23 protein-coding genes are annotated in these 22,920 nt (G+C 57.9%); 6 read left to right on the top strand and 17 right to left on the bottom strand.

What is annotated here, in order from left to right:
• The first annotated feature begins 342 nt into the window (after positions 1 to 342).
• On the top strand, positions 343 to 594 hold the full coding sequence (locus C6Y32_RS06270; protein WP_105204497.1) for a kinase to dihydroxyacetone kinase: 252 nt from the start codon (positions 343 to 345) through the stop codon (positions 592 to 594).
• 92 nt (positions 595 to 686) lie between these two features.
• On the opposite strand, the gene C6Y32_RS15310 is transcribed toward C6Y32_RS06270, so the two are convergent.
• The gene (locus C6Y32_RS15310) at positions 687 to 839 is read right to left on the bottom strand and encodes a hypothetical protein (RefSeq protein ID WP_164998160.1); all 153 of its coding nucleotides are present in this window, start codon (positions 837 to 839) and stop codon (positions 687 to 689) included.
• A gap of 347 nt (positions 840 to 1,186) precedes the next feature.
• Here C6Y32_RS15310 and C6Y32_RS06265 point away from each other — a divergent pair, with 347 nt between their 5' ends.
• The gene (locus tag C6Y32_RS06265) at positions 1,187 to 1,612 is read left to right on the top strand and encodes an RrF2 family transcriptional regulator (RefSeq protein ID WP_105204496.1); all 426 of its coding nucleotides are present in this window, start codon (positions 1,187 to 1,189) and stop codon (positions 1,610 to 1,612) included.
• Between the two features lie 190 nt (positions 1,613 to 1,802).
• On the opposite strand, the gene C6Y32_RS06260 is transcribed toward C6Y32_RS06265, so the two are convergent.
• The 3 genes from C6Y32_RS06260 to C6Y32_RS06250 are packed head-to-tail and all read right to left on the bottom strand — an operon-like array spanning position 1,803 to position 6,024.
• On the bottom strand, positions 1,803 to 3,818 hold the full coding sequence (locus tag C6Y32_RS06260) for an ABC transporter ATP-binding protein (protein ID WP_105204495.1): 2,016 nt from the start codon (positions 3,816 to 3,818) through the stop codon (positions 1,803 to 1,805).
• Complete coding sequence (locus tag C6Y32_RS06255; RefSeq protein ID WP_105204494.1) at positions 3,815 to 5,545, bottom strand: ABC transporter ATP-binding protein; 1,731 nt, start codon at positions 5,543 to 5,545, stop codon at positions 3,815 to 3,817. Before C6Y32_RS06255 ends, C6Y32_RS06260 begins: the two co-directional genes overlap by 4 nt.
• Positions 5,546 to 5,550: 5 nt before the next feature.
• Positions 5,551 to 6,024 carry a MarR family winged helix-turn-helix transcriptional regulator gene (locus tag C6Y32_RS06250; RefSeq protein WP_105204493.1) on the bottom strand — a complete coding sequence of 158 codons (474 nt, stop codon included), beginning with the start codon at positions 6,022 to 6,024 and terminating at the stop codon, positions 5,551 to 5,553.
• Positions 6,025 to 6,356: 332 nt separating this feature from the next.
• Between C6Y32_RS06250 and C6Y32_RS06245 the strand changes: the two genes are divergently transcribed.
• Positions 6,357 to 7,718: an aldehyde dehydrogenase gene (locus C6Y32_RS06245; protein WP_105204492.1), complete on the top strand. Its 1,362-nt coding sequence runs from the start codon at positions 6,357 to 6,359 to the stop codon at positions 7,716 to 7,718.
• Positions 7,719 to 7,967: 249 nt separating this feature from the next.
• On the opposite strand, the gene trmB is transcribed toward C6Y32_RS06245, so the two are convergent.
• The 11 genes from trmB to C6Y32_RS06190 form a co-directional block, all read right to left on the bottom strand.
• A complete protein-coding gene (gene trmB, locus C6Y32_RS06240) occupies positions 7,968 to 8,630 on the bottom strand; it encodes a tRNA (guanosine(46)-N7)-methyltransferase TrmB (RefSeq protein ID WP_105204491.1) in 663 nt (220 codons plus the stop codon).
• Positions 8,631 to 8,845: 215 nt separating this feature from the next.
• The gene (locus C6Y32_RS06235) at positions 8,846 to 9,250 is read right to left on the bottom strand and encodes a secondary thiamine-phosphate synthase enzyme YjbQ (RefSeq protein WP_105204490.1); all 405 of its coding nucleotides are present in this window, start codon (positions 9,248 to 9,250) and stop codon (positions 8,846 to 8,848) included.
• 16 nt (positions 9,251 to 9,266) lie between these two features.
• Positions 9,267 to 10,445 carry an SIS domain-containing protein gene (locus C6Y32_RS06230; protein ID WP_105204489.1) on the bottom strand — a complete coding sequence of 393 codons (1,179 nt, stop codon included), beginning with the start codon at positions 10,443 to 10,445 and terminating at the stop codon, positions 9,267 to 9,269.
• A 22-nt stretch (positions 10,446 to 10,467) separates the two neighbouring features.
• On the bottom strand, positions 10,468 to 10,875 hold the full coding sequence (locus C6Y32_RS06225) for a secondary thiamine-phosphate synthase enzyme YjbQ (protein ID WP_105204488.1): 408 nt from the start codon (positions 10,873 to 10,875) through the stop codon (positions 10,468 to 10,470).
• Between the two features lie 15 nt (positions 10,876 to 10,890).
• Positions 10,891 to 12,039 carry an SIS domain-containing protein gene (locus tag C6Y32_RS06220; RefSeq protein ID WP_105204487.1) on the bottom strand — a complete coding sequence of 383 codons (1,149 nt, stop codon included), beginning with the start codon at positions 12,037 to 12,039 and terminating at the stop codon, positions 10,891 to 10,893.
• A 66-nt stretch (positions 12,040 to 12,105) separates the two neighbouring features.
• Positions 12,106 to 13,050 carry a carbohydrate kinase family protein gene (locus C6Y32_RS06215; protein WP_105204486.1) on the bottom strand — a complete coding sequence of 315 codons (945 nt, stop codon included), beginning with the start codon at positions 13,048 to 13,050 and terminating at the stop codon, positions 12,106 to 12,108.
• 726 nt (positions 13,051 to 13,776) lie between these two features.
• Positions 13,777 to 15,600 (bottom strand): hypothetical protein, encoded by a 1,824-nt coding sequence (locus C6Y32_RS06210; RefSeq protein WP_129589403.1) that lies wholly within the window; start codon positions 15,598 to 15,600, stop codon positions 13,777 to 13,779.
• On the bottom strand, positions 15,597 to 16,316 hold the full coding sequence (locus C6Y32_RS06205) for a formylglycine-generating enzyme family protein (protein ID WP_105204484.1): 720 nt from the start codon (positions 16,314 to 16,316) through the stop codon (positions 15,597 to 15,599). Before C6Y32_RS06205 ends, C6Y32_RS06210 begins: the two co-directional genes overlap by 4 nt.
• A gap of 72 nt (positions 16,317 to 16,388) precedes the next feature.
• A complete protein-coding gene (locus C6Y32_RS06200) occupies positions 16,389 to 16,952 on the bottom strand; it encodes a pyruvate kinase alpha/beta domain-containing protein (RefSeq protein ID WP_105204483.1) in 564 nt (187 codons plus the stop codon).
• Positions 16,953 to 17,121: 169 nt separating this feature from the next.
• Positions 17,122 to 17,580, bottom strand: a complete 459-nt coding sequence (locus C6Y32_RS06195) for an HNH endonuclease (RefSeq protein WP_129589402.1) — start codon at positions 17,578 to 17,580, stop codon at positions 17,122 to 17,124.
• Positions 17,570 to 18,706 (bottom strand): aldo/keto reductase, encoded by a 1,137-nt coding sequence (locus tag C6Y32_RS06190; protein WP_105204481.1) that lies wholly within the window; start codon positions 18,704 to 18,706, stop codon positions 17,570 to 17,572. The genes C6Y32_RS06195 and C6Y32_RS06190 overlap by 11 nt, the downstream gene beginning before the upstream one ends.
• Before the next feature lie 1,074 nt (positions 18,707 to 19,780).
• Here C6Y32_RS06190 and C6Y32_RS15845 point away from each other — a divergent pair.
• Positions 19,781 to 19,885, top strand: coding sequence for a helix-turn-helix domain-containing protein (locus C6Y32_RS15845; protein WP_164998159.1), 105 nt, complete (start codon positions 19,781 to 19,783; stop codon positions 19,883 to 19,885).
• A gap of 12 nt (positions 19,886 to 19,897) precedes the next feature.
• A complete protein-coding gene (locus tag C6Y32_RS15300; RefSeq protein ID WP_164998158.1) occupies positions 19,898 to 20,071 on the top strand; it encodes a hypothetical protein in 174 nt (57 codons plus the stop codon).
• A gap of 80 nt (positions 20,072 to 20,151) precedes the next feature.
• On the opposite strand, the gene C6Y32_RS06175 is transcribed toward C6Y32_RS15300, so the two are convergent.
• The gene (locus tag C6Y32_RS06175) at positions 20,152 to 20,640 is read right to left on the bottom strand and encodes a MarR family winged helix-turn-helix transcriptional regulator (RefSeq protein WP_105204478.1); all 489 of its coding nucleotides are present in this window, start codon (positions 20,638 to 20,640) and stop codon (positions 20,152 to 20,154) included.
• Between the two features lie 33 nt (positions 20,641 to 20,673).
• Positions 20,674 to 21,594, bottom strand: a complete 921-nt coding sequence (fabD, locus tag C6Y32_RS06170; RefSeq protein ID WP_105204477.1) for an ACP S-malonyltransferase — start codon at positions 21,592 to 21,594, stop codon at positions 20,674 to 20,676.
• Between the two features lie 354 nt (positions 21,595 to 21,948).
• Between fabD and C6Y32_RS06165 the strand changes: the two genes are divergently transcribed.
• On the top strand, positions 21,949 to 22,914 hold the full coding sequence (locus C6Y32_RS06165) for a beta-ketoacyl-ACP synthase III (RefSeq protein WP_105204476.1): 966 nt from the start codon (positions 21,949 to 21,951) through the stop codon (positions 22,912 to 22,914).
• The last annotated feature ends 6 nt before the right edge of the window (positions 22,915 to 22,920 follow it).

The raw sequence follows: 22,920 nt of genomic DNA, 5'->3' as shown, positions 1-22,920 counted from the left end.
CTGTGTCTTTGGCTGCGGGACATTGAGATGCCATTGGCAAAATGCGAGCTCGACCTGACAGATAGAGAGCCGGTCAAATTATACTTGCCAAAAGTCACCTAAAGCGCCTGTTCTTTTGGTACTTACACGTCGCTTACCGGCCGTTTAGCGTGTAGCCCTCGGGGAAAACTACCGCTAAGGAGCACACTGATCAGGTGGATAGACAAGATAAATAGTCGCTGCGAGACGATGTCCCCCAGAAAAGCCTTATCACCAGATGATCTGGTGCGATGTGCGTTGACGGCGACTTTATCCCGTGGTAAGCTGGCAGTATAAAGTGAGCTATTAGAGGAGGCACAGCATATGTTGACGTATAGATATGACACCCAATTGCTGATCGAAGGCGAGGGACTGGACGAGGACGCCATCCACGACTATTTTGTGGACCACTTTGCGGGAGACTGTCTGTTGGCGACCGGCGATGAGGATCTGATCAAGATCCACTACCACACCAACGAGCCCTGGCTGGTGTTGGCCTATTGTGCCACGCTGGGCGAGATCTTTGATATCGTGATCGAGGACATGGACCGGCAGTCGCGCGGGTTAAAGGGATAGCCGGTCATCTACTTAACCCATGGGCTTATATATTGTTTAAAAAGCGGCCGGGGACTGATCAGTCCCCGGCCGCTTTTTGCCCAGTTAAATATTTACTTCTTGTCGAACTTCTGCAGCATGCAGGTCACGGGGGCGTTGACACCTTCGGACCGGTGCAGCGCGATGCAGGCGCAGCAGTGACCGTGGTTCTCGCACTTTTCAGTGCAGGGACAGGTGTCTTTGTTTTTGCTGGTCTCACAGGCCATGTTCGGCACTTCCTTTCTGGTCATGTTAGGGGCAGTATAACATATTTATCCAGCCAGCTCAAGAACATACGTTTAGAAACTCCATTTTTTTGCATTTTAATGCCATCTTTATATTATACTTATTGTATTTATTTTTCGATATTATACGTATTATGGATTTGAGTTTCTTTATCCTGTGTGACTTCTGTGTAAATAATTCCTGTTTTGGGTTCGTAGACACAGCTATAGTTGTACACAGTGACCTGTCACCTGTACAAATACAAGTGTCTCCTGTAAAAATTGACCTGTACTCTGTTTTTTGATATGATAAAAATAACCAAGGAGAAAAGGATGAGGGCTTAGCGACTATGTTTATTACCAGAGAGATCGATTACGCTTTTCGGGCGGTACGCGCGTTGGCGGGTGGCGGAAAGCTCAACATCAAGCAGATATGCGAGCAGGAGAGCATCCCCACCGAGTTTGGCTACAAGATACTCAAGAAGTTGAGCCGGGCAGGGTTGGTGACGGTGATCCGCGGTCAGGGCGGTGGTTACCGACTGTCGTGCGACCCCGACCACACTACACTGCTGGACATCGCCTCGGCTATTTCAGACAGCTTGTTTTTAAATGAGTGCGTGGAAAATGGTTACGACTGTATCAACAATACCGGAGACCGCAAATGTATGGTCAACCGCGAGCTGTGCCGCATCCAGAAGGTGCTTGACGCCGAACTGCGGGCCCACAGCCTGGCCGAGATCTTGCAGGCCGACGACCAGCAAACGCCTGCCGAGTGATAGACCGTTTACCAGTATGGATGCATACTAAAAAAGCCCACCCGCAGCTCAGTTTGCTGCAGGTGGGCTTTAGAAATAAAGAGACCGGGGCGCCCCTATCGTGGGGCCCCGGTCTCTTTTTAAGTGTGGCGCACAAAGGTTTAAACGATTTGCCGGTCATATGGGCAGCCGCGGTGCATTCTATTTGCGGTCAGTCGGCGGCCACGCTGTCATCATCCGACTCGAACTGGCTGTTGTACATGGTCTTGTAGAAACCACCTTGGGCGATGAGCTCGTCGTGGTTGCCCTGTTCGATGATGTTGCCGTCTTTCATCACCAGGATGAGATCGGCATCCTTGATGGTGGAGAGGCGGTGGGCGATGATAAAGCTGGTGCGTCCCTTCATCAGGTTGTGCATGGCGCGCTGGATGCGCACCTCGGTGCGGGTATCGACCGAGGAAGTGGCCTCGTCTAAAATGAGGATCTTGGGATCAGAGACCATAGCGCGGGCGATCGTGAGCAGCTGCTTTTGACCCTGTGAGATGTTGCTGGCTTCCTCGTTGAGTTCCATATCGTACCCGCCGGGCAGTGTTTTCACAAAGTGCTCCACATGGGCAGCTTTGCCTGCGGCATATACCTCTTCGTCGGTGGCGTCCAGCTTACCGTAACGGATATTCTCTTTGATAGACCCGCCATACAGCCAGGTATCCTGCAACACCATGCCGAACATATCGCGCAGATCGTGGCGCTTCATATCTTTGATGTTGACCCCATCGACCAGGATAGAGCCCGCACTCACATCGTAAAAGCGCATGAGCAGTTTGACGATGGTAGTCTTACCGGCACCGGTGGGGCCGACGATGGCGATGCGCTGGCCGGGTTTCACATCGCAGGAGAAGTTTTTGATGATCAGGTCGTCGGGGCGGTAGCCAAACGAGACATCTTGGAAAGTGACCGAACCCTGCACCTGTGCGGGGGCCGACAGTTTGTCGCCGTCGGGCTCCTCCTCACTCTCGGCCAGGAACTCGAACACCCGCTCGGCTGCGGCCGCGGTGGACTGCAGCACGTTGGCGATGGAGGCCATTTGGGCGATGGGCTGGTTGAACTGGCGCAAATACTGGATGAACGACTGGATATTACCGATGCTGATCTGCCCGTTGACAGCCATCCAGCCGCCCAGCACGCAGATGCCCACATAGCCCAGGTTGCCCACAAAGTTCATGATGGGCATCATCAGGCCAGAGAGGAACTGGCTCTTCCAGGCGGAACCGTGCAGCTTTTTGTTGATGGTCTTAAACTGATCGACGGCGATCTGCTCGCGATTATAGGCCTTGATGACATTGTGGCCGGAGTACATCTCCTCGATATGGCCGTTGACCTCACCCAAAAAGCGCTGCTGATTTTGGAAGTGCTTTTGCGATACCCGCACCACCAGCATGATAAGGCCGATGGAGATGGGCAGAATGACCAGCGCCACCAGTGTCATCCACACCGAGATCGAGAGCATCATATACAGTACACCCAGCACAGTGGCCACCGAGGTGATCATTTGGGTTAGGGACTGGTTGAGTGTTTGCGACACCGTATCTACATCGTTGGTCACCCGGCTGAGCACCTCGCCGTGAGAGACCCGGTCGAAATAGGCCAGCGGTAAGCGGTTGATCTTTTGCGAGATATCGCGGCGCAGGTTGTAGCTGACCCGCTGCGAGACGCCAGTCATGATAAAGCCCTGGATATAGGAGAAGCCGGCGCTGACTGCGTACAGGGCGACCAACCACAAGAGGATCTGGGTGAGACCGTCAAAATCCATAGTGGGTTTTTGCGAGAGGTCGAGGTCCTTTACCTTTTTCAGGTTATTTTTGGGGATCTTCTCCTCGATCTGAGCGCGGGCCTCGGCGGGCATCTGCTCCATCAGGTCCCCCACCGTCATACCGGCCGGAGCTTTGAACCCGTCGGGCATATTGTCCATAAACTGGTTATAGGCGGTGCGCTGTACATAGCCGTCGACGATCTTGTCGGTAGCGCGGCCCAATATTTTAGGGCCGGTGACCACGAACACCGTGCTGGCGATGGCAAAGACGAACACCAGAATAATCTTGGCATAGTAGGGCCGCATGTAGCCGATGAGCTGGCTCATGGTGCCCTTAAAGTTTTTGGCCTTTTCTCCGGCCGGTTTTATGCCGCCGCCCCCCATGGGCCCATGGCGGCGTTTCTGGGCGGCGCTCATGCTAATTCCTCCTTTGACAGCTGGGACTGGGCGATCTCGCGGTAGACCTCACAGTTTTCCATCAGCTCTTGATGGGTGCCGATACCGGCCACCTCGCCGTCGTCCATGACCACGATCTGCTCGGCGTGCATGATGGTGGAGATGCGCTGGGCCACGATGAGCACGGTAGAATTTTTGGTCTTGGGTTTTAGGGCGCGGCGCAGAGCGGCGTCGGTCTTAAAGTCGAGGGCCGAAAAGCTGTCGTCAAAAATGTAGATCTCGGGCTTTTTGACCAGTGCCCGGGCGATAGCCAAGCGCTGTTTTTGGCCGCCGGACACGTTGGTACCGCCCTGGGAGACCTCGGTCTCGAAGCGCTCGGGCTTCTCGTCGATAAACTCGGTGGCCTGGGCGATCTGGGCGGCCTCCTCCAGGGCGTCCTGCTCAGCCTCGGGGTCGCCAAAGCGCAGGTTGTCGGCGATGCTGCCGGTAAAGAGGATACCTTTTTGCGGCACCAGGCCGATCTTCTGGTGCAGGTCGTGCTGACTCATCTGCCGCACGTCGATGCCGTCGACCAATATCTGCCCCTGCGAGACATCGTAAAAGCGGGGGATGAGGTTGATGAGCGTGCTCTTGCCGCTGCCGGTTGAGCCGATAAAGGCGGTGGCCTGGCCGGGCAGGGCGGTAAAAGAGACGTTGTGGATGACGTTTTCGTCGGCGCCGGGGTAGGCAAAGCTCACGTCTTTAAACTCCACTACACCAGTCTGGTCGGCTTTGGGGGCCTGCGGCGTTTTGGGGTCTTTAATAGCCGGTTCGCACTCCAACACGTCGAACACGCGCTGGGCCGAGACACTGGCCCGGGGGATCATGACGAAGGCCATAGAGACCATGAGGAACGCCATGATGATCTGCATGGCGTACTGGATAAAGGCCATCATGTCACCGATCTGCAGTGTACCGGCATCGATAAAGTAAGAGCCCACCCACACGATGGCCACCGTCAGCAGGTTCATCACCAACATCATGGCCGGCATCATCAGGGTGATCATGCGGTTTACAAAGAGGTTGGTCTTGGTGAGATCGTTGTTGGCGTCGTCAAAGCGCTGTTCCTCGTGGGCCTCGTTGCCGAAAGCGCGGATGACCAGCATGCCCACCAGCGACTCGCGGGTGACCCGGTTGAGGCGGTCTACCAGCTTCTGGACCATTTTGAATTTGGGCATTGCCAGCGCAAACAGCACGATGATGAGGGTCAATATCATGACCACCGCCACGGCGATGAGCCAGGACATCGAGCCGCTTTTGCCCACCGCGCGGATGACGCCGCCCACCCCAACGATGGGGGCGTAGAATACAAAGCGGAGCATCATCACCACCACCATCTGCACCTGTTGGATGTCGTTGGTGGTGCGGGTGATGAGCGAAGAGGCGCCGAAGTGATCGAACTCGGTCAGAGAAAAGCTCTCGACCTTTTCGAACACATCGTCGCGCAGACGCATCGAGATACCGGCGGCGATGCGGGCGGCCAAAAAGCCCACCGCCACGGTGCACACCGTGCCGATGAGGGCCACTCCCAACATCTTGAGGCCGGCGGGCAGGATGTAATCGAGGTCGCCTACGGCAATACCGTTATTGATGATATCGGACATGTAGTCTGGCAGTGCCAGATCCGCCTGGGCCTGAAAGTACAGCAGTATAAATACCGCTGCGATCTGCCACAGGTAGTACTTGACGTATTTTTTGAGTTTTAACACGTTTTCTACTCCCCCTTATCTGTTTCGTGCTGTAATTGGTGGTAGTCGCGCATGTAGCCAACGGCCAACTGACACAGGCGCAGCATCTCGTCGAACTGCTGCTCCCCCATCTGTTTGGCCACATAGGCCAAGCTGTCGAGCGCGTGCTGGACGCGCCCGGCGATCATTTGACGGCCCTGATCGGTGACGGTGATCACTGCCCGGCGGCGGTCGCTGGGGCTGACGGTGCGCTGTAAAAAGCCTTTGGCCTCCAGCCCGTTGAGGGTAGTCGTCACCGAGGCCCGGCTGACTTCTAGTTTTTTGGCCAGCTGTGACGGAGTGACCCCCTGTATGCCCTGCTGATCGGCGTTATACAGGTGCATCATCACTGCCATCTCGCCGTGAAACAGGCCGCCGGTTGGCGATCTGCGCAGGCGCCTGGCTCCCAGTGAACAGCCCCACTCTAAAAAGCGGCGCGCCTGCTCCTGGTCCCTGTCCATAATACCCCCCCTGAAAAAATTGGTCTGCCGCACAGACAATAGCCCTGCACAGCATTTTTTGGACGTCACTGGCGGCGGCAAAGCGGATCTTTTTACTGCCGCTGTCTCACACAAATAGTTAACCTTATAAATTATTAATGCACCTTATTATACGCGTCTCTATAGTAATTTGCAACAGCCAGTTTGTAACGAAATTGTGAATTATAGACAGTTATCCTGTAAACAGGCGTATTTTTTACCGGTACAGGCCCGCCTTTCGCTGTTTTTCGTTAGGCTGTTTGGGGCAAACGTGGTACAATGCCTGTAAAGGAACACTGTTGGGGAGGTCCGCCATGCACACCGAAATTCTCACCGCTGCACACAACTTTTACGATACCGGCACCACCCGCCGCCTCTCGGAGCGCCGTCGGGCCCTGGGCCATTTATACGCTGCCCTGCAAAAGCACAAAAAGGGGCTGTTGGGCGCACTGCAACTGGATCTGGGCAAGAGCCCCTTTGAGAGCTACGAGACCGAGTTGGGCCTGCTGCTGCAGGATATTGGGCACACCGTAAAAAACATGCGGCAGTGGGCGGCACCGCAGCCACAGCCCATGCCGCTTCTGCACTACCCCTCTAAGAGCTGCGTGACGCCTGAACCGCTGGGCACGGTGCTGATCATCGCCCCCTGGAACTACCCGCTGCTGCTGGCGCTGCAGCCGCTGGTGGCGGCCATTGCCGCCGGCAACTGTGCCGTGGTCAAGCCCTCTGAGTATGCGCCACACACCGCCCGCGCTCTAAAAAAACTGCTGGCAGACTGCCTACCCGCCGGCTGGGTGCAGGTGGTATGCGGCGGTGTGGAGGAGACCCAGGCACTTTTAGACCTGCCTTTTGACCACATCTTTTTTACCGGCAGTACCCGGGTGGGCAAGCTGGTAATGGAGAAAGCCAGCCGGCACCTGACCCCGGTGACGCTGGAGCTGGGGGGCAAATCGCCCTGCATCGTGGAGAAGTCGGCAGACATCCCGCTGGCGGCACGGCGCATCGTGTGGGGCAAGTTTATAAACGCAGGGCAGACCTGTGTGGCCCCCGATTACCTGCTGGTGCAGCGCCAGGTCCTGCCCCGACTGCTGCATGAGGTCGCGCGAGCTATCGAGCGCTTTTACGGGTCTGATCCGCTGCACAGCCCAGATCTGGCGCGCGTGGTCAACGCCCGCCATTTTGACCGGCTGGCCGGTTACCTGTTAAAAGAAGAGGTACTGCTGGGCGGTGACTGCGACCGGGCAGCTTTGAAGATCGCCCCCACGCTGGTGCGGGCCACCGAATCGTCCCCCACCATGGAGGACGAGATATTTGGCCCGATCCTGCCGGTGCAGGTATTCGACACACTGGATGATGCCATTAGCTTTACCAGGCGTTACCCCAAGCCGCTGGCGCTGTACCTGTTTACCCGCCACCGCGATGTACGCCGCCGGGTGCTGGCTGCGTGCCCGTTTGGCGGCGGCTGTGTAAACGACACCATCATCCACCTGACCAGCCCTTTATTGCCCTTTGGCGGAGTGGGGGCCAGCGGCATGGGCCAGTATCACGGCAGGGCCGGCTTTGACACCTTTAGCCACTATAAAGCTGTGGTGCAAAAGGGCTGCTGGCTGGATATCCCGTTTCGCTATCCCCCCTACCGGCACAAGTTGGGACTGCTGCAGCTGCTGATGCACTGACTGGTACCCAGCTCACTCCACCGGTCTTTACATACCGCTGCCGCCGGGTCCGGGATATGGTTTTTGCCGCATATGTGCGCCACCAACGGCGAAAGCATTTTATAGAAGTGTGCTGCTGTGGCCGGAATGCTCTCGGTGTTGCCGGCCACAGGGACAACATAAAAGGTACAAAAAGGCCCAGATATCTGCTGTATGCCAGATATCTGGGCCTTTTTCTATGTATTTATGATCTGCCTACCGGAACCACACTCACCAAAGCGGTGTTTTGGCGATACAAAATTTGATGGGGATACCCTGCTGGGCAAACATCTGCTCGTGCTCGGTGACGATGTTCTCGGTATAATCGCTGTGGTGCAGGTCGCGGGTGAGATAAGTGATCACGAACCCGGCTGTTTTAAAGTACAGCTGCGACTCCTCGAACAGCTCGTCGTCATCGGTCTTAAAGCGGATCTCGGCCCCCGGGGCCAAAAACTGCCGGTACTTGACCAACTGCCGGGTATGGGTGAGCCGCCGCTTTTTATGTTTGCCGCGGGGCCAAGGATTGGGGAAATTGATGTAGATGCGCTCCACGGTATCTTCCGGCGCCAGCAGCTTCTCGATGACCTGTATCTCCTGAGGCATGATCTTGAGATTGTCTATCGGTCGGCCGACCGCCTCGTATGCGGCCTGACACTTGCGCCGTGCCTCGCCCATGACCTCGGTCTTGATATCGATAGCCAGGTAGTTGGTCTGTGCGTTGGCGCTGGCCAGCTGCGAGATAAAGCCGCCTTTGCCGCAGCCCAGCTCGAGGTGCAGCGGCTGGCGGCGCACAAATTGTTCGGCCCAGCGGCCCCGGTACTGGGTGGGTTCTTTTATATAGTAGGGGCACACAGCCAACTCGCGGTGGGCCCACTCTTTTCTACGCATCCTCATGGGGTGTTTCTCCTCTGCCAAATGATAGGCCCGGGCACAGCCTTGACTGCCTGCCGCCCGGCCGTGGACATTGTACCACAAAATAGAGGTCGGCGCAAAGCGGCCGCTTTACCGGCGGCAGCCCTGGTGTAAAAAAGCAGCCGGGCACGCAAGTGCTGCCCAGCTGCTTTTTTATGTGGGAGTATAAGCCCTTAACGGGGACTTGAGGGAGGTGCTTAGCCCTCGATGACTTTTACCCAGTACTCGCGGGAGCGGGGGCCGTCGAACTCGATAAAGAAGATGCCCTGCGACGAGCCGTGGGTCGCTTTGCCGTCTTTGACGATGCAGCTGACCGAACAGCCCATCAGGCTGCTCTTGATATGGCCGGCGGCGTCGAACGGCGTGTCGAACTGGTGCAGGTAGTTGGCCCTGGCCGGTACCATGCGGCCCAGTTCTTTTTGCATATCGGTGTGGCCGCGCTTATCCCAAAAAGAGGTGATGATGATGCCCGAAGTGGTGTGCGGGCAGGAGATGACACAGATGCCGTCTTTGATGCCGCTTTTGGCCACCACGTCGTTTACCTCTTTGGTGATATCGTGTACGCCCTGAAATTCGGTATTTATTTTGATGATCTCCAGCATGTTTCTTGGCCCTCCCTTAAATGATGACGACAGCCGACTCGCGGAAGCGCTTCGCTCCCTCATCCAGCTGGTGGACCGGCGAATCGGGACGGAAGTCGGGGATGCCCTTGATCAGGCCCCAGAATGCAGCCACGTAATCCATGGGGATGTGCTGCATGAGCGGATTGGCCCAGGGGTATTTGGGCTTGGGTAGGGTGATGACATCGACCCCGTCGGGGAACAGGCTGGCGTCGCCGTCGGTGATGACCACGGTGGGGCGGCCGATGACGGTGCAGGTGTGGATGGTCTCGAGCAGGCGGTCAAAGCTGGGGCAGGTGGTGTTGGCCACCACAAAGGTGCCCACCTTCTCGGGGTTTTTCATAAAGTAGTTGATGTGGTTCCAGTCCTCGGAGTCGTCGTTGGTGGTGAGACCGCCAAAGCTCTCGACCATTTTGGCCGAGCCGTAGAAAGCGGTGGCATAGTCGGCGCCGTCACCGATAAAGTCCATATTGTCCACGCCGGCATCGATCCATTTCTGGGTGATGGCCAGCATCTTGTTTTCGAGGTCCTCCATCACGGCGGGCGTGTAGGCGTGGGCGTAATCCACCAGCGCCTGACGGGCCTCTCTCTCCTGTTCCTCGGTCATTTTACCGCGGGCCACGCCGTGATAGAGGCCAAATGCCATCAGGCCGAAGGTGCTGCCAAAATAGCTGGTCACGCAGGGGGCCGGGTGGTTTTCGGGCACGCCCAGGCTCACCACATGCTGTGCCTCTTTGGCAAAATCGCTCTCGGGGTTATCGGTAAAGGCCACCGACACACCGCCGTAGTGGTTGGTCCTGGCCATGGCCTCGATGACCCGGCGCACCTTGCCGGAGATGGAGACGCCCAGCACCAGCGGGATGTCGTTTCCCTCACCGATCCACCAGCGGCGGTAGGTGTCGTAATAGCGGGTGAACTCGATGTTGCGCCAGGCCTCGGCCTTGACGGCGCCCACGTTGTTGATACCGGGGTTTTCGTACACCGGGCGGGCGGCGATGCCGGCGCAGTAGCTGTCGCCGCAGCCGGTGAGGATCACCTTGCGGGTCTTTAAAATATCCTCTTTGGGCACACAGCGGGCAAAGTGCTCGTAGGGCATCGTGGCATTGAGCGAATCCACTGTTTCTACTGCGGTGCGCACCTGGCGCAGCAGCTCGTTATTCATGCTTTTGGGGTCCATATATCTATACCTCCTCGCTGTGTCAGCCGTCGTCTCTCATGACCCGCACGATAACGTTGCGGGTGCGCGGTCCGTCAAATTCCAGCAGCAAAATATCTTCGCTGCGGCCGGCGACGAGCTCGCCGCCGGAGATGATCAGGCTCAGGGTAGAGCCGAACAGGGCGGTCTTGATGTGGCCGGCTGCGTCGTATGGGCTCTCGTGGTGGCAGAAGTCGATGCGGGACGGCACCAGCCGCTCCAGCTCTTCCTGCAGGTCGGCGCGCACGTCGGGGTAACCGGTGGTGGAGCAGATACCGGCGGTGGAATGGGGGATCTGCACCACGCAGATACCTTCCTGCACGCCCGACTGGGCCACTGCCTCTTTGACGAAATCGGAAATGACCACTACATCGAACCTGCAGCTGGTCTCTAAAGTCTTTTTATACAGCATAACTTCACTACCTCCTTACACGATGGTGATCTTGCTCTGCCGGATGCGGGTGCCGCCCTGCTCGACATAGATAGGGTTGTCGCGGCGGAAGTTCTCGACACCCAGCAGCTCGGCGCTGTAGCCAGAGATAAAGTCGTAAGGCAGGTGCTGCATCAGCGGCGACAGCCAGGAGTAGGGGGCCTTGGGGGTGGTGAACACCTCGAACCGGTCGGCAAACTCCGACTTGTCGGCGTCGGTGACCACGATACAGGGGCTGCCCAGCTGATCGACCGCCACCAGCGTCTCTTTTACGCGGTTAAAGCTGGGGGTGTCGGAATTGGTGATGAACACCCGGCCGATGGTATCGGGATCGCGCAGGAAGTAGTTGATGTGGCACCAGTCCTCCGAGTCGTCGTAGGTGGTGTAGCCGCCGTAGGTCTCGAGGATCTTGGCCGAGCCGAAGAAGGCGGTGGCATAGTCGGCATAGTCGCCGACAAAGTCGACACAGCGCAGGTCTTTCCAGGTGCCGGCCAGCTCAAAGCAGCGCTGGTCCATCTCCTCGATGAGCGGCGCGTAGGAGGCGGCGTAGTCCACGATGGCCTGCACCATTTTTTTGTGCTCGCCGTCGGTGATGAAGCCTCTGGCTCTGCCGATGCGCAGGGCCAGGCACATGAGGGCCGAGACCGAGGCGCAGTAAGAGAGCAGGCCGGGGCCGTACTCGCCGGGCTTGGGCATATCCAACAGCAACACGTGGCGGGCTGCCTTGGCTGCCGGGCTGTCGGGGTCGTCGGTGATGAGCAGGCTGTTGGCGCCGTAGTGCTGGGCGCGCTCCATCGCTTCAACTACCCGGCTGACCGTGCCGGAGATGGAGATGCCGATGACCAGCGGCGTGTTGGGCGAGAACCCCAGCTGGCCTTTGTCCATGTAGCGGTTAAACTCGATATTGCGCATCACCTGCACATTTTTCACCCCGCTGACCGATTCGAACAGCGGCCGCGCGGCGATACCGGCCAGCCAGCTGTCGCCGCAGCCGGTGATGACGATCTGCTGTGCGTCCCAGATCTCGGTCAGGGGCAAGGCATTATTGAGCTTGTCGTAGCCCATGCTCTCGACGATGGTCCGCACAAAGCCGGGTGCCAGGCGGGCCTGTCGGGCCATTGCGTTGTCGAACTGCATTTTGTCCATGAGATTCCCTCCACTTGATAATATTGTGACGGCGCCGCCGGAGAGAGGCGCCGGACTCCACTCTATTTAAATATAGACTTCCTCGTAGCTGGCGCTGTACCGGTCGAGCATATCGTGCGCCTGCTGGCGCAGCTGTGGGGTATAGTCGCCGATGAGGCCCATGTGCTGGGCGTTGATGGTGGCGGTGATGGTGCCGATAAGGCCGATATCTTTCATGCTGTGACCGCTGGCGTAAGCCCACAGCACCGCCGAGGTGCTGGTGTTGCCACAACCGGTGGGATCGGCTTTTCCCTCGGCGCGGATGATGGGGAAAAACAGCGCTTTACCGTCCTGTATGTAGTAGCTCCCCTTCTCACCCACCCGGAAGAATACCGGCACGGGGAATTTTTTGAAGAAACTGACCAGCTGCATCTCGTCGCTGATGCCAAACAGTTCCTGGCTCTCGAAGCCGTTGATAGAGAACATATCTACATAGCGCAGGCAGCGAAACAGCGTCTCGATCTTGTTGTAGCTGGCGGCGCGGAAGTCAGAGTACTCCCACATCACCTTGAAGCCGTAGCGCTGGCGGTACAGGTCCATCTCGCGAAACAGGTGCTCATCGGCGCTAAACAGCACATCCAGGCCGGCACAGTCGGCCAGATAGGGCTGCAGCAGCTCCATATCCGGGTCCATGAGCGCGCGCAGTTTTTCGGTGTAGGCCTCGGGGTTCTCTTTGGTGGGGACGCACACATAGGTGCCGTTTTCGGCGTATACCAGCCGGTAGTGTATCGTGTACTTGGCCCGCACACGGTTTCCCTCTAACGGGATGTTGTTTTTGCCAAACCAGCCGCCGAAATAGTCGACGAAATCCTCGCCCACATAGTTGACCGACAGCACATCGTCAGTCCACAGCTTCATGCCCGACATGGCAAAAACTGCCCCGCCGCCCAGGCGGTTTTTGATGGTCTTACCGTCGGCATACTCGATGTCGTCGATGATGACATAACCCGACGCCATAAATTTTTTTGACAAACAAGTGCACCTCCTAATTTATAGGGCAAAACGCCCCTCACCCCTGAACAGACCGGCAACAGTGCTGCCGGTCCACTCAGAAAATATATAATCTGTACATGTTACGTCTCTATATTACACCTAAACCAAGCATTTTGGCCATAAATCGGTGGGAGAAGTTTGTACAAAAAAACTGTATACCTGTGCCAGAGGTTCCTTTTGTTAGGGGCAATTTGCATGTTGTGCTGTGCTGTCGCGTCACTTTTTAAGCAGATTTTCGGGGTGCGGCGACGAGACACCAGGCGGACGGACAGCGCCTTGACCGGTGGCGAGATCTGCATAGAGGTAGCCACAGGCGTACTGTGCCGGCCAAAACCGGCGCGGGTCGGCGGTCGTGAGGTAAAAAAGGCTGGTGACCGGCGGGCCGATAAACTGTAAAAGGAAGTGCCCGGCGCCGGCCGGACAGCTATTTGGACTACCGCCGGCACGGCGCACCGCGCGATGATATGCGGCTTAGTGGCTGGTGGCTGGTGTTAAATATCATAAGCGACAGCAACACTGCGCCCGCTTTCGGGGCTACGGCGACAGCGGGTGCAGGTCCGTCATCTTCGCGACCACACATTGCCCCGATACACATAAAGAGAGCCCCACTGCCCAGATCGGGCGGTGAGGCTCTCCCCATTTGCAGATATTTCGTTTTCCAGCACCGGCGCATAAGACACTGTACCCTGCGCACCGGTAAACGCCCTACTGTACCCGAACGTGGACCACGGTCCTGGCCGGCAACCTGCCGCTGAGCAGGCCGTTTTGTATATCGGCCTCACCGCTGCCCAAAATGATCTCGCAGCTGGCACCGTCTGCCCGGCACAGCGGACCGGTATAGTCGCTGTCGGTATCGTTATAGAAGCTGTAAATGGTCTCGCTGCCGTCATCAGCGGCAAAGCGGTTACAGTATACGTCGTCGGCTCTGGTGGGCCAAAACGGTATGGGATCGGCGCACTGATAGGTGAGCCGATGGGCCATGTACACCGCTTTCCAGCCCTTGATGGTCTGGCGCTGCTCGGCGCAAAACGGCATCCAGCGGCCAAAGATATCCTGCCAGATGACCATGGGCACCGCCGAGAACTGGGAGTACTGGATGAGCAGGTCTTTATCCTCTTTGCGGTACCAGCGGGAGATGACCGGTGCAATGTGCCGCGGCAGCAGATAGCGCAGGATATCTACCTGCGGCATGGGCCGGGTGGCCCAGAACTCGTCCCAAGAGGTGGTGATGATCTCCATGGGGCGTTTTTTGGTGGGGTGAGACTGGGTGGTCATCACCAGACCCGGGCGCACCGCATTACATTTTTCACGGAACGACTCGGGGATCGCGCTGAGCGTATCCAGCTGGTAGCCGTCGGCGTCGGTATCGGCCAACAGCTTGGCAAACTCGTCGCCCAAGCTGTCGGTAGACTCGTGGCTGCCAGCATCCCAGGGGATATAGGGCATAAACACCTGCACGCCGTGCCGGTGAAACTCTTCCACCGCCTGGCGGATGGCCGGGCGCCCGCCGGGAAAATCGTCGAAGAACTGCCACTGGCTGCGGCGGTCGATACCCAGGCGGGGGTACTGGTTCCACACGGTGACGGTGTCGAAACCGCCGAATTCATCCCCCTCGGCCAACAGTTTTTCCACATCGATCTTCTTTTTTACCGGGTCAAAGCCCTCGGTGCCGTAGAGGAAAGTAAAGTTGTGTAAAAACTTTTCGCTGAACCACTTGAGGTCGGGCTTGTCGTACTCTCTGAAATCGTACGGGGCCTCCCACTGGGCGCGGTAGCGGCGAAATGCCTCCGGCCATCCATCCGTGAGGCCGGTGATCTCTAACTCGATGGTGTCGGCATAGGTGGCATCGGGGTTGATGGGCAGACTGTGCTCATGCAGTTCCTCAGCGCTGGCGATGGTAGAAAGACTCATGTTGCGGTTTTGTACCGCCCCGTCATCAGACAGATCGGCCAGCGACGGAAAGCGCACGCTGAAGCCGTACTGGTCCTCGGCATCGGTGACCACCAGCGGGGGCTTGATATCCGAGTTCATGAAACTCTCTTTAGCCAATTTCAGCAGCTGCTTGCCCTCCCGGTTCTGCACGGCACCGGCCGGGTAATAGTACTTGTCGCCGGCACCGGTCATCTGCATCGCGGCCAAAAATGGGCTGTGGATAAACAGCTCGTAGGGGACTTTTTCACGGTAGAGATCTTTTACCTGTAAGAGCACGGTGACCGTATCTTTTTTGTCGCTGATCAGGTGCAGCCGCATAGACAGCTGCAGGTCGCGGTTCTCCAGCAGCACCGTGGCCATCTCGCGGGTATTGTCTTGGGCGGCATAGGCGCCGCAGACCGACAGATCGGCCGAGGTGTACTGCCCGCCCATAAAGGTAAAGGTGAGCAGTTCGCGGTCGGTGTTTGACACCCGGCCGCTGTGCAGGTTGGAAAACTCCTGCATTCTGAGCCCGTTTTGGTAGCAGAGCACCGCCCGGACACTGTTATTTTCCAGGATAAAGGTCTGTTTTTCTCGGTTGTGGGTGATCATGGTCACAGCTCCTCCCCGTCACAGTCTTTGACGCAGCGAAAACCCACCGTGGCGTTGCGGTCCATACCCGGGGCCAGCAGGTGCATCTTCAGATGTGCGTCGTTGGGTTGGGGGCCGCCTTCGGCGTGCCAGTAGTGGTGGGCGCGGTAGTAGCAGCCGCCCCGCAACAGAGTAAAGAAGTGACAGCCGTCATCGTGGGTGTCCTCGACCATCTCCCAGCTGTTGCCGCACATATCCATACAGCCCACCGGCGACACCCCCTGTGGATAGGCGTCGACCCGGCTGAGCGCGTCGGTGTAGAAATTCCCTTTAGAGAGGTCGAGTTTATCGCCCCACGGCCACTTGAGCGCGTCGGGGCCGGCGGCCAGGTACTGCCACTCGAAATCTTTGGGCAGGCGCTTGCCGTAATGGGCGGCGTAGGCGCGGGCATCGTTCTGGTCGATATTGGTGACCGGCTTATCGGCGTCCCCCTCTAAGTACTTGCCGTCTACCCAGTGCTTTAAAAAGTTGGTGTCGTCGGCAGGGCGGTACCCGCTCTCCTGCATAAAGAGCCAGTACATGTGGTTGGTCACCGGGTACACATCGGCCTGTAAGGGGCCCACCGTCACCGGTATAGGGCCGTGCTCACATTGGCAGTCGCCCTCCATCACCCGGTGTACCACCCGGTAAATGTAGCTGGCACGCGGAACTTTCACCAGCTTTTGCTCTAAATAGTTTGCCATAGGTATCTCTCCTGTCGGTCGCGCCGCGGCCCGCCGCCGCGGCAGTTTGAAAAGGCCGGTCGTGACCGGCCCTCAGGCCTCTTCTTTGAGCACCGATTTATCGGGCAGGCACAGCACATCTTTGATGCTGCTCTTTAAGATGGTCTTGGAGTATCCCGGCCGCAGCACCACTGCTGTGTCGGCCCCGTGGCCGGTGCCGCCCACGGCGACGATATCCTCCCCGTAAGGGATGTAGCCGCCATCTAGTGCCATAGCTGCACACTCGACGCAGACCTTGGCCCCCTGCGAGAGCATATACAGCGTGTGGGCGATAAGCTCGAGCGGGTACATACCGCCGGCATCGGTGGAGATGCTGCGCTCACCGGCCGAGAGCGCGTGAGCCGCCGTGCACACGGCAAAGCCGTCGTCTTTTAGCTGCTGGCGCACCGTCTCATCCATCACATTTTGCCCGGGCTTGCGCGAGCCGTAGGCCAGCGTGACGACCGTCACCTGCACCCCGCAGTTTTTAAAGTACTGGGCGGTATAGCCGGTAGAGCTGGCGATGACGATATGCCGGATGCCCCGCTCCTTGGCGGTCTGTATGGCGATACGGGCGGTCTCCTCGGTACCTGCTTTGCCCATTTTAGTAAAGATCATAGTCGTTTCCTCTCTCATTTCGTATTGGCGGACGTCGCTCACCTGACCGGCGGCGCATGCCACTTCATCCAGTCGAGCGCACACGAAAACCGCCGGCGACAGCTGCCGGGATGGGGCAGCGCGCGCTTTTTGATCACGGTCTAATACCTCCTGCCCTCTGTAGACACGGCTACTGAGCTTGTGAAAAGCCCGGCCTATACACCGCGCGCACCAGCCGGTGGCTGTCGGCGTAGAGCGAGAACTGCGCGCCGTCAAAGCGCACCAGTTCCCCCTCTAAAGTGACCCGCTGTACCCCCTGCGCCACGGCCTGCAGCACCTTTTCACGGCTGCCCGGAGGCAGCGGCAAGGCGCCGTCGGCCACCGCGCGGCAAAAGCTATCTATCACGTGCTGCTGCCAGTCCTCGGGCACGGCATCCCCCTTTTGCCGGTTGCAGGACCGGCAGCACAGCACCAGGTCGTAAACGCTGTCAGGCCCGCCGGCTGTTTTGGGCAGGTAGTGGTCGAGGGTGGCATTTTTCATGTTCAGCCGCTTGCCGCAGTAAAAGCAGCGGCCGCGCTCGCGCAGGTAGCAGTATCGGCGCTTGGTCTTATCAAATACGTAGTCGTGCATCGCGCATCTAGCGGCCAAACACCTCGGCCGCCCGCTTCATGTTGGCGATGACCGGCACCGCAAAGGGGCAGGCCCGTTCGCAGGAGCCACAGGCGATGCAGTCGCTGCCGGTATGCTCCAGGGCGTTATAGTGTTCGCGGACGCTGGGGGGCACCTGCCCGCCGCTGACAGTGGCCAGATCGAGGTACTTGTGCACCGAGGCCACATCGATATTTTTGGGGCAAGGCAGGCAGTGGTTGCAGTACATGCAGTTGCCGCGGAAGCTCTCTTTCAGGTCGCCGGCGATGACCGAGAAGTCGCGCTCCTCCTCGCTGGCATCCAGATAGCGCAGCGCCTCCTCCAGCTCTGGCACTGTCTGCACGCCCACCAGCGCGCTGGCTACGGCGGGTTTTGACAGCGCATAGTGGATACACTGCGTGACGCTCAGCGGCACCGAGAACGGCGTCTGGGCCGGGTCCATCAGCTTGCCGGCGCCCAGACTCTTCATCACCGTGATACCGATGCCGTTGGCCTCACAGTACTCGTACAATTTGCGGCGCTCGGGGTCGAGCTGGCCGGCAATGGCCCCGCCGATCATTTCATTGAGCGGCGTGCCGGTGGGGATCATGTCGTAAGCGGGGTTGATGGCGAACATCATGCTGTCAAACACCCCGTGCTGCAGCGCGCGGTAGGCGGTGCTGGCCATATGGGAGCTAAAGCCCAACTTGCGCACCACGCCTTCTTTTTTCAGCTTGAGACAGTAGTCGATAAAGCCGGTCTCGAAAACCTCTTGATAGTCTTTTTCGGTATCGATAAAAAAGACCATGCCCAGGTCGATATAGTCGGTGTGATAGCGCTTTAAAAAGTCGCGCACATAGTACTCAGCCGTCTTTATATCGCGCGAGCGGGAGCTCTGCCCGTTTTGCAGCACCGAGCCGATATGGCCCTGCAAAAACATCTTTTTCCGGTAAGGGGCCAACCCTTTACCCATCTTGTCGCGGTAGTCCTCTTCGGGCATAAACAGGTCGACAATATTGACCCCCGCCTCCACCATGCGGCCGATGACCGCATCGATCGTCTTCTGGTCGCGGGTGCACAGGTGCTCTCCGCCCAGGCCGATGGCACTTACATGAAAGCCGGTCTTTCCCAGTTCCCTGTACAACATGCTTTGGTCCACTCCTTTTTTACTGGCTGATTTCAGTCTAATTGTATCAATTCATCCAATTATATACAGTATAGCACACCCCCGATGGTGCTCCTATCCGCGAAATGCATAACAGTTCTTTCTGTTCCTAGTCAATTTGCTCTATGTATCTCCCTACAAGAGGTGCTCCAGACAGGATCTGTTGGCCGATACAGTTCCTATCACCGTCAAGCAGCGCATAAGCATCTCAGATCCAGTGCGGCGAAGTACACGGCGATCGGGGCTGGAGAAACAAGAGATCCGCTGTAAACAGCGGATCTCTCACAAATATATACTGCATTTTTCGACGCATATTGCGCATCTGGGATATGAGCTGAAAGACGACGTGGGGAGGAGCGTCTCTGGGCACATCACCGAGCACCTCCAGCATGGCCGCACATGCTGTTGGCAGCGCCTCTTTCATAGAAAAGCGCCTGTAGATCTCGACGGTAAGCGGGTCTTTTAGCGACTCCTTATTCTAAAACAGTCCGTTAAGGCAGCCTCAGGGGGCATTCCAGATTTCGCCGTTAATACGACGGCAATCTGAATTTTCCTTTTTAAAGACTGTAGACTGCCCCCAAGGTACGGCAGCCGGTAGAGTCTAAGATCGGCTGGTCTTCTCTGATCCTCCTGAAAGCATTGCGCGTATGGCGCGTGTCGCGTGTATATATCGTATGCGCCCATCTGTATTCCTATATACGATTACGAAAAAGGTCTTATAATGACCATAGCGGACGAAAACCAACCCGTCATTTGAAAACACGATGCGGCCTGCATGCGGTATGTGCCCCGCCAACCCCGCATGTAGTTCATGCCTGACCCGTATCAAATTCGCCCCGATGCAGCGGGTAGATGTCCGTTTCTATCTGCTTTATATATGAAGGCAACTTCTCACCTCTCATGGTTTTTTGACCACCAGCTTGTTCCATTGACCCCATTTATTGTAGCTGTACCAGTCAACCGTACCCTCAACGATTCTTCGCACACCGGCAGTTGGGGTGCAGCGGTGGGGCCAGAGATATTTTTTGCTATTACACATGTATATTGGGGATAAATGTGACCGCCCTCTGTAGGGAAACCGGTATCTCCCCGTCGGCCCTATCCAACTACAGGGTCGGGCGGCTCAAGCGTCTCTCTGCCGACAAGCTGTCAAAAATTTAAGACTACTTTGGTATGACAACAGGCAGACTGTCGGGAAAATCCGCATCGGCCCAGGATGCAGTGGCTGAAACGTCTGATATGGATGTGGCAACTCCAGTCGCCTTTACATACGCCGTGTATCGCGAGAGCCGAACGCTTTCCGGCGAGGATAAAAGCGCGCTGTTTGACATGGCCCGCCTGCTCTAAAAAGGCTCTCCCCCAAAGACGTACATCTATAACGTGCAACAAAAAAGTCTCCCCGAAAAGATGTTTCGGGGAGACTTTTTCTATTCCAGATCTTCCAGTACCTGCTGAGCCAGGATCCCTTTACCCACCAGGTCGGTAAAAAAGTGGTTGATACGGCCCAAAAAGCTCTGCAGTTGGGCGATCTCGGCGTCGCTGAGGGCGGCCGTCAGGTTCTCTACCAGCTTTTCGTGAAAGATCTGGTGCAGCAAAAAGATCTGGCGGCCGGGGTCGGTGAGACTGATGTTGACCACCCGCCGGTCCTGCTCGCTGCGCCGGCGCTGGACGAGCCCTTTGCGGCACAGGCGCTCGATGGCGATGGTCATGGTGGGCATGGTGACCCCCAGCCCGGCGGCGAGATCGCCCATGCGCTGGGACTGATCGAGGCCCACCTTTTCGATGATGTGGGCCTCGGTCACCGAAATGCCCGGGGTGTGGTCGCGGTTGACGGTGGCGATGAACTCTTCCTCCAGTGTGAGGATGCTGCTGAATATATCGGTCAAAAAAAGGTTGATCTGGTCTTTTTCATCCAACGCCCGTCACCTCCTCTACCGGCAGGGGCGGTTTTAAAAACTGTCGAGTATCTTTTTCACATCGTCGGCGGTCTGTAGATTGTGCACCTTCATCTCGCGGCTGATGCGGCGGCCGTTGCCGGTGAGCACCTTGCCCGGCCCGCACTCAGCAGCTTTCAGATGGCCGTCGGCGACCATGTTGCGCACCGTATCTACCCAGCGCACGGGTGAGCACATCTGCCGGCCCAGGTGGGCGGCCAGGTCGCATCCAGACTCCAGCGGGCGGCCGGTCAGGTTGGTGTAGACCGGCAGCTGCAGCGATGAAAAGGCCATGCCTGCCAGCCGGGCTGTCAAGGCCTCGCCTGCCGGTTGCATGTACCTGGTGTGAAAGGCGCCGCTGACTGCCAGCGGGACCACCCGGCTGGCGCCGGCGGCCAGGCACCGCTCGCCGGCCGCCTGCACGGCGGCGGGGTCGCCGGCGATGACGGTCTGTGCGGGAGAATTGTAGTTGACCGCCTCTACATACCCGTCGCTCTCGGCACAGCAGGCCTCGATCTGATCGGGGGCCAGACCCATCACCGCAGCCATAGTGCCGCCGTTATCTGCAGCCGCCTGGCCCATGAGCTGGCCGCGCAGCGCCACCAGCTGAAAGCCCTGCTCCAGTGAAAAGGCGCCCGCCGCGCACAGAGCTGAGCACTCGCCCAGCGAAAAGCCGGCGGCGGCCTCGACCTCGGCCCCGCCCGCCCGCAGCACCGTGGCGATCGCCATGGAGTGGGTAAAGATACACAGCTGCGCATTCTCGGTCTGGGCCAGCTGCTCGGCGGTACCGGTAAAACTCATGCCGCACACGTCTTTGCCGGTGATGTCGCCGGCCATCGTGTACACCTCTTTGGCCAGTGAAAATTGCTCGTACAGATCTTTTCCCATACCGGGGTACTGGGCCCCCTGACCCGGGAACAACAGCGAAATCGACATACTGTCCTCCTGCAAAACGGGCGCTGCCGGGCCGGTGCCGATGCGGGTCTCCCCACCGCTGCCGGCCGCCCACAGGCGCCGCTCGTTTGACAAATATACTGTGATTTATTATAATAAAAAACAATTAGTTTGTCAATCAAACTAATTGCCGGTAGCTGTTGCTCCCGCGCGGTCGGCGCACATTTTGTCAAAATCACCGCGGCTGTATAGAGCCGGGTCCGGTTCGGCAAAAACTTTCAAAAAAGGGAGGTCCCTACCGCCGGTTTGTGCTAAAATAAGAGGTAGTGCCGCCACCGTTTTGCGGCGCCTTTTACGACCTACCGCCCAGTTGGGATAAAAGGAGATATAGGATTTATGGGAATGAGAGTGTTGTCCTGCGGCAGCTATTTGCCCGAGACTGTTTTGACCAATGCCGACCTAGAACAGATGGTGGAGACCAGCGACGAGTGGATCACCGAGCGCACCGGCATTAAAGAGCGCCGCATCTCGGCCGAGATGGGCACCGCCCAGATGGGCCATCAGGCCGCCGCACAGGCACTACAGCGGGCCGAGCTGGCACCGGAAGATATCGACCTGATCGTGGTCACCACCGTGACCCCGGACAACTTTACCCCGTCGGTGAGCTGTATGATCCAGGGCCTGCTGGGATGCAAAAACGCGGTGGCTTTTGATGTGAACGCCGCCTGTACCGGATTTGTGTTCGCGGTGGACATTGCCGACAGCTTTGTGCGCGCCGGCAAGGCAAAAAATGTTTTGATCGTGTGTACCGAGCGGCTCTCGGGCATTACCGATTACCGCGATCGCTCGACCTGCGTGCTGTTTGGGGACGGCGCGGCGGCGCTGGTGCTGTCCAGCGACGACAGCTGCAGTTACCCGATCTCGAACTGCCAGTGTCAGGGGGATAAAGGCGACGTACTGTTGGCACCGGCACTGCGGGGCAACAATATGCACGGCGACAGCGCCCCGGTGGACAGCTTTTTGTCGATGAACGGGCGCGAGGTGTTTCGCTTTGCCGTATCGAACATTCCCAAGGCCATCGACCGGGTGCTGGCACAGGCAGAACTCACCATCGACGATATCGACCGGCTGGTGCCACATCAGGCCAACCTGCGCATCATCGACAGCTTTTCCCGCCGCTATGGGCTCGACCCCAGCCGTATCGCCATCGATCTCGACCGCTACGGCAACACCTCCAGTGCCAGTATACCGCTGTGCATCTGCGAGGAGGTAGAACAGGGCCGCATACGCCCCGGCGACAAGGTGCTGGCCGTCGGTTTTGGCGGCGGCTTAACAGTGGGGGCCACTATCCTGCAGTTTTAAATGGGC

Source organism: Neobittarella massiliensis (ex Bilen et al. 2018) (assembly GCF_900289145.1).
Lineage (GTDB): Bacteria > Bacillota > Clostridia > Oscillospirales > Ruminococcaceae > Neobittarella > Neobittarella massiliensis.
Note: the sequence above shows the minus strand (reverse complement) of the source record. Positions and strands in the feature narration are given on the sequence as shown.

What these genes read in the sequence shown, in the direction of transcription:
- C6Y32_RS06260 (WP_105204495.1), bottom strand. Translation starts at nt 3,818, where the DNA reads ATGAGCGCCGCCCAGAAACGCCGCCATGGGCCCATGGGGGGCGGCGGC.
- C6Y32_RS15310 (WP_164998160.1), bottom strand. Translation starts at nt 839, where the DNA reads ATGGCCTGTGAGACCAGCAAAAACAAAGACACCTGTCCCTGCACTGAA.
- C6Y32_RS06230 (WP_105204489.1), bottom strand. Translation starts at nt 10,445, where the DNA reads ATGGACCCCAAAAGCATGAATAACGAGCTGCTGCGCCAGGTGCGCACC.
- C6Y32_RS06245 (WP_105204492.1), top strand. Translation starts at nt 6,357, where the DNA reads ATGCACACCGAAATTCTCACCGCTGCACACAACTTTTACGATACCGGC.
- C6Y32_RS06205 (WP_105204484.1), bottom strand. Translation starts at nt 16,316, where the DNA reads ATGGCAAACTATTTAGAGCAAAAGCTGGTGAAAGTTCCGCGTGCCAGC.
- C6Y32_RS06200 (WP_105204483.1), bottom strand. Translation starts at nt 16,952, where the DNA reads ATGATCTTTACTAAAATGGGCAAAGCAGGTACCGAGGAGACCGCCCGT.
- fabD (WP_105204477.1), bottom strand. Translation starts at nt 21,594, where the DNA reads ATGTCGATTTCGCTGTTGTTCCCGGGTCAGGGGGCCCAGTACCCCGGT.
- trmB (WP_105204491.1), bottom strand. Translation starts at nt 8,630, where the DNA reads ATGAGGATGCGTAGAAAAGAGTGGGCCCACCGCGAGTTGGCTGTGTGC.
- C6Y32_RS06250 (WP_105204493.1), bottom strand. Translation starts at nt 6,024, where the DNA reads ATGGACAGGGACCAGGAGCAGGCGCGCCGCTTTTTAGAGTGGGGCTGT.
- C6Y32_RS15300 (WP_164998158.1), top strand. Translation starts at nt 19,898, where the DNA reads ATGACAACAGGCAGACTGTCGGGAAAATCCGCATCGGCCCAGGATGCA.
- C6Y32_RS06190 (WP_105204481.1), bottom strand. Translation starts at nt 18,706, where the DNA reads ATGTTGTACAGGGAACTGGGAAAGACCGGCTTTCATGTAAGTGCCATC.
- C6Y32_RS06220 (WP_105204487.1), bottom strand. Translation starts at nt 12,039, where the DNA reads ATGGACAAAATGCAGTTCGACAACGCAATGGCCCGACAGGCCCGCCTG.
- C6Y32_RS06225 (WP_105204488.1), bottom strand. Translation starts at nt 10,875, where the DNA reads ATGCTGTATAAAAAGACTTTAGAGACCAGCTGCAGGTTCGATGTAGTG.
- C6Y32_RS06265 (WP_105204496.1), top strand. Translation starts at nt 1,187, where the DNA reads ATGTTTATTACCAGAGAGATCGATTACGCTTTTCGGGCGGTACGCGCG.
- C6Y32_RS06270 (WP_105204497.1), top strand. Translation starts at nt 343, where the DNA reads ATGTTGACGTATAGATATGACACCCAATTGCTGATCGAAGGCGAGGGA.
- C6Y32_RS06165 (WP_105204476.1), top strand. Translation starts at nt 21,949, where the DNA reads ATGGGAATGAGAGTGTTGTCCTGCGGCAGCTATTTGCCCGAGACTGTT.
- C6Y32_RS06235 (WP_105204490.1), bottom strand. Translation starts at nt 9,250, where the DNA reads ATGCTGGAGATCATCAAAATAAATACCGAATTTCAGGGCGTACACGAT.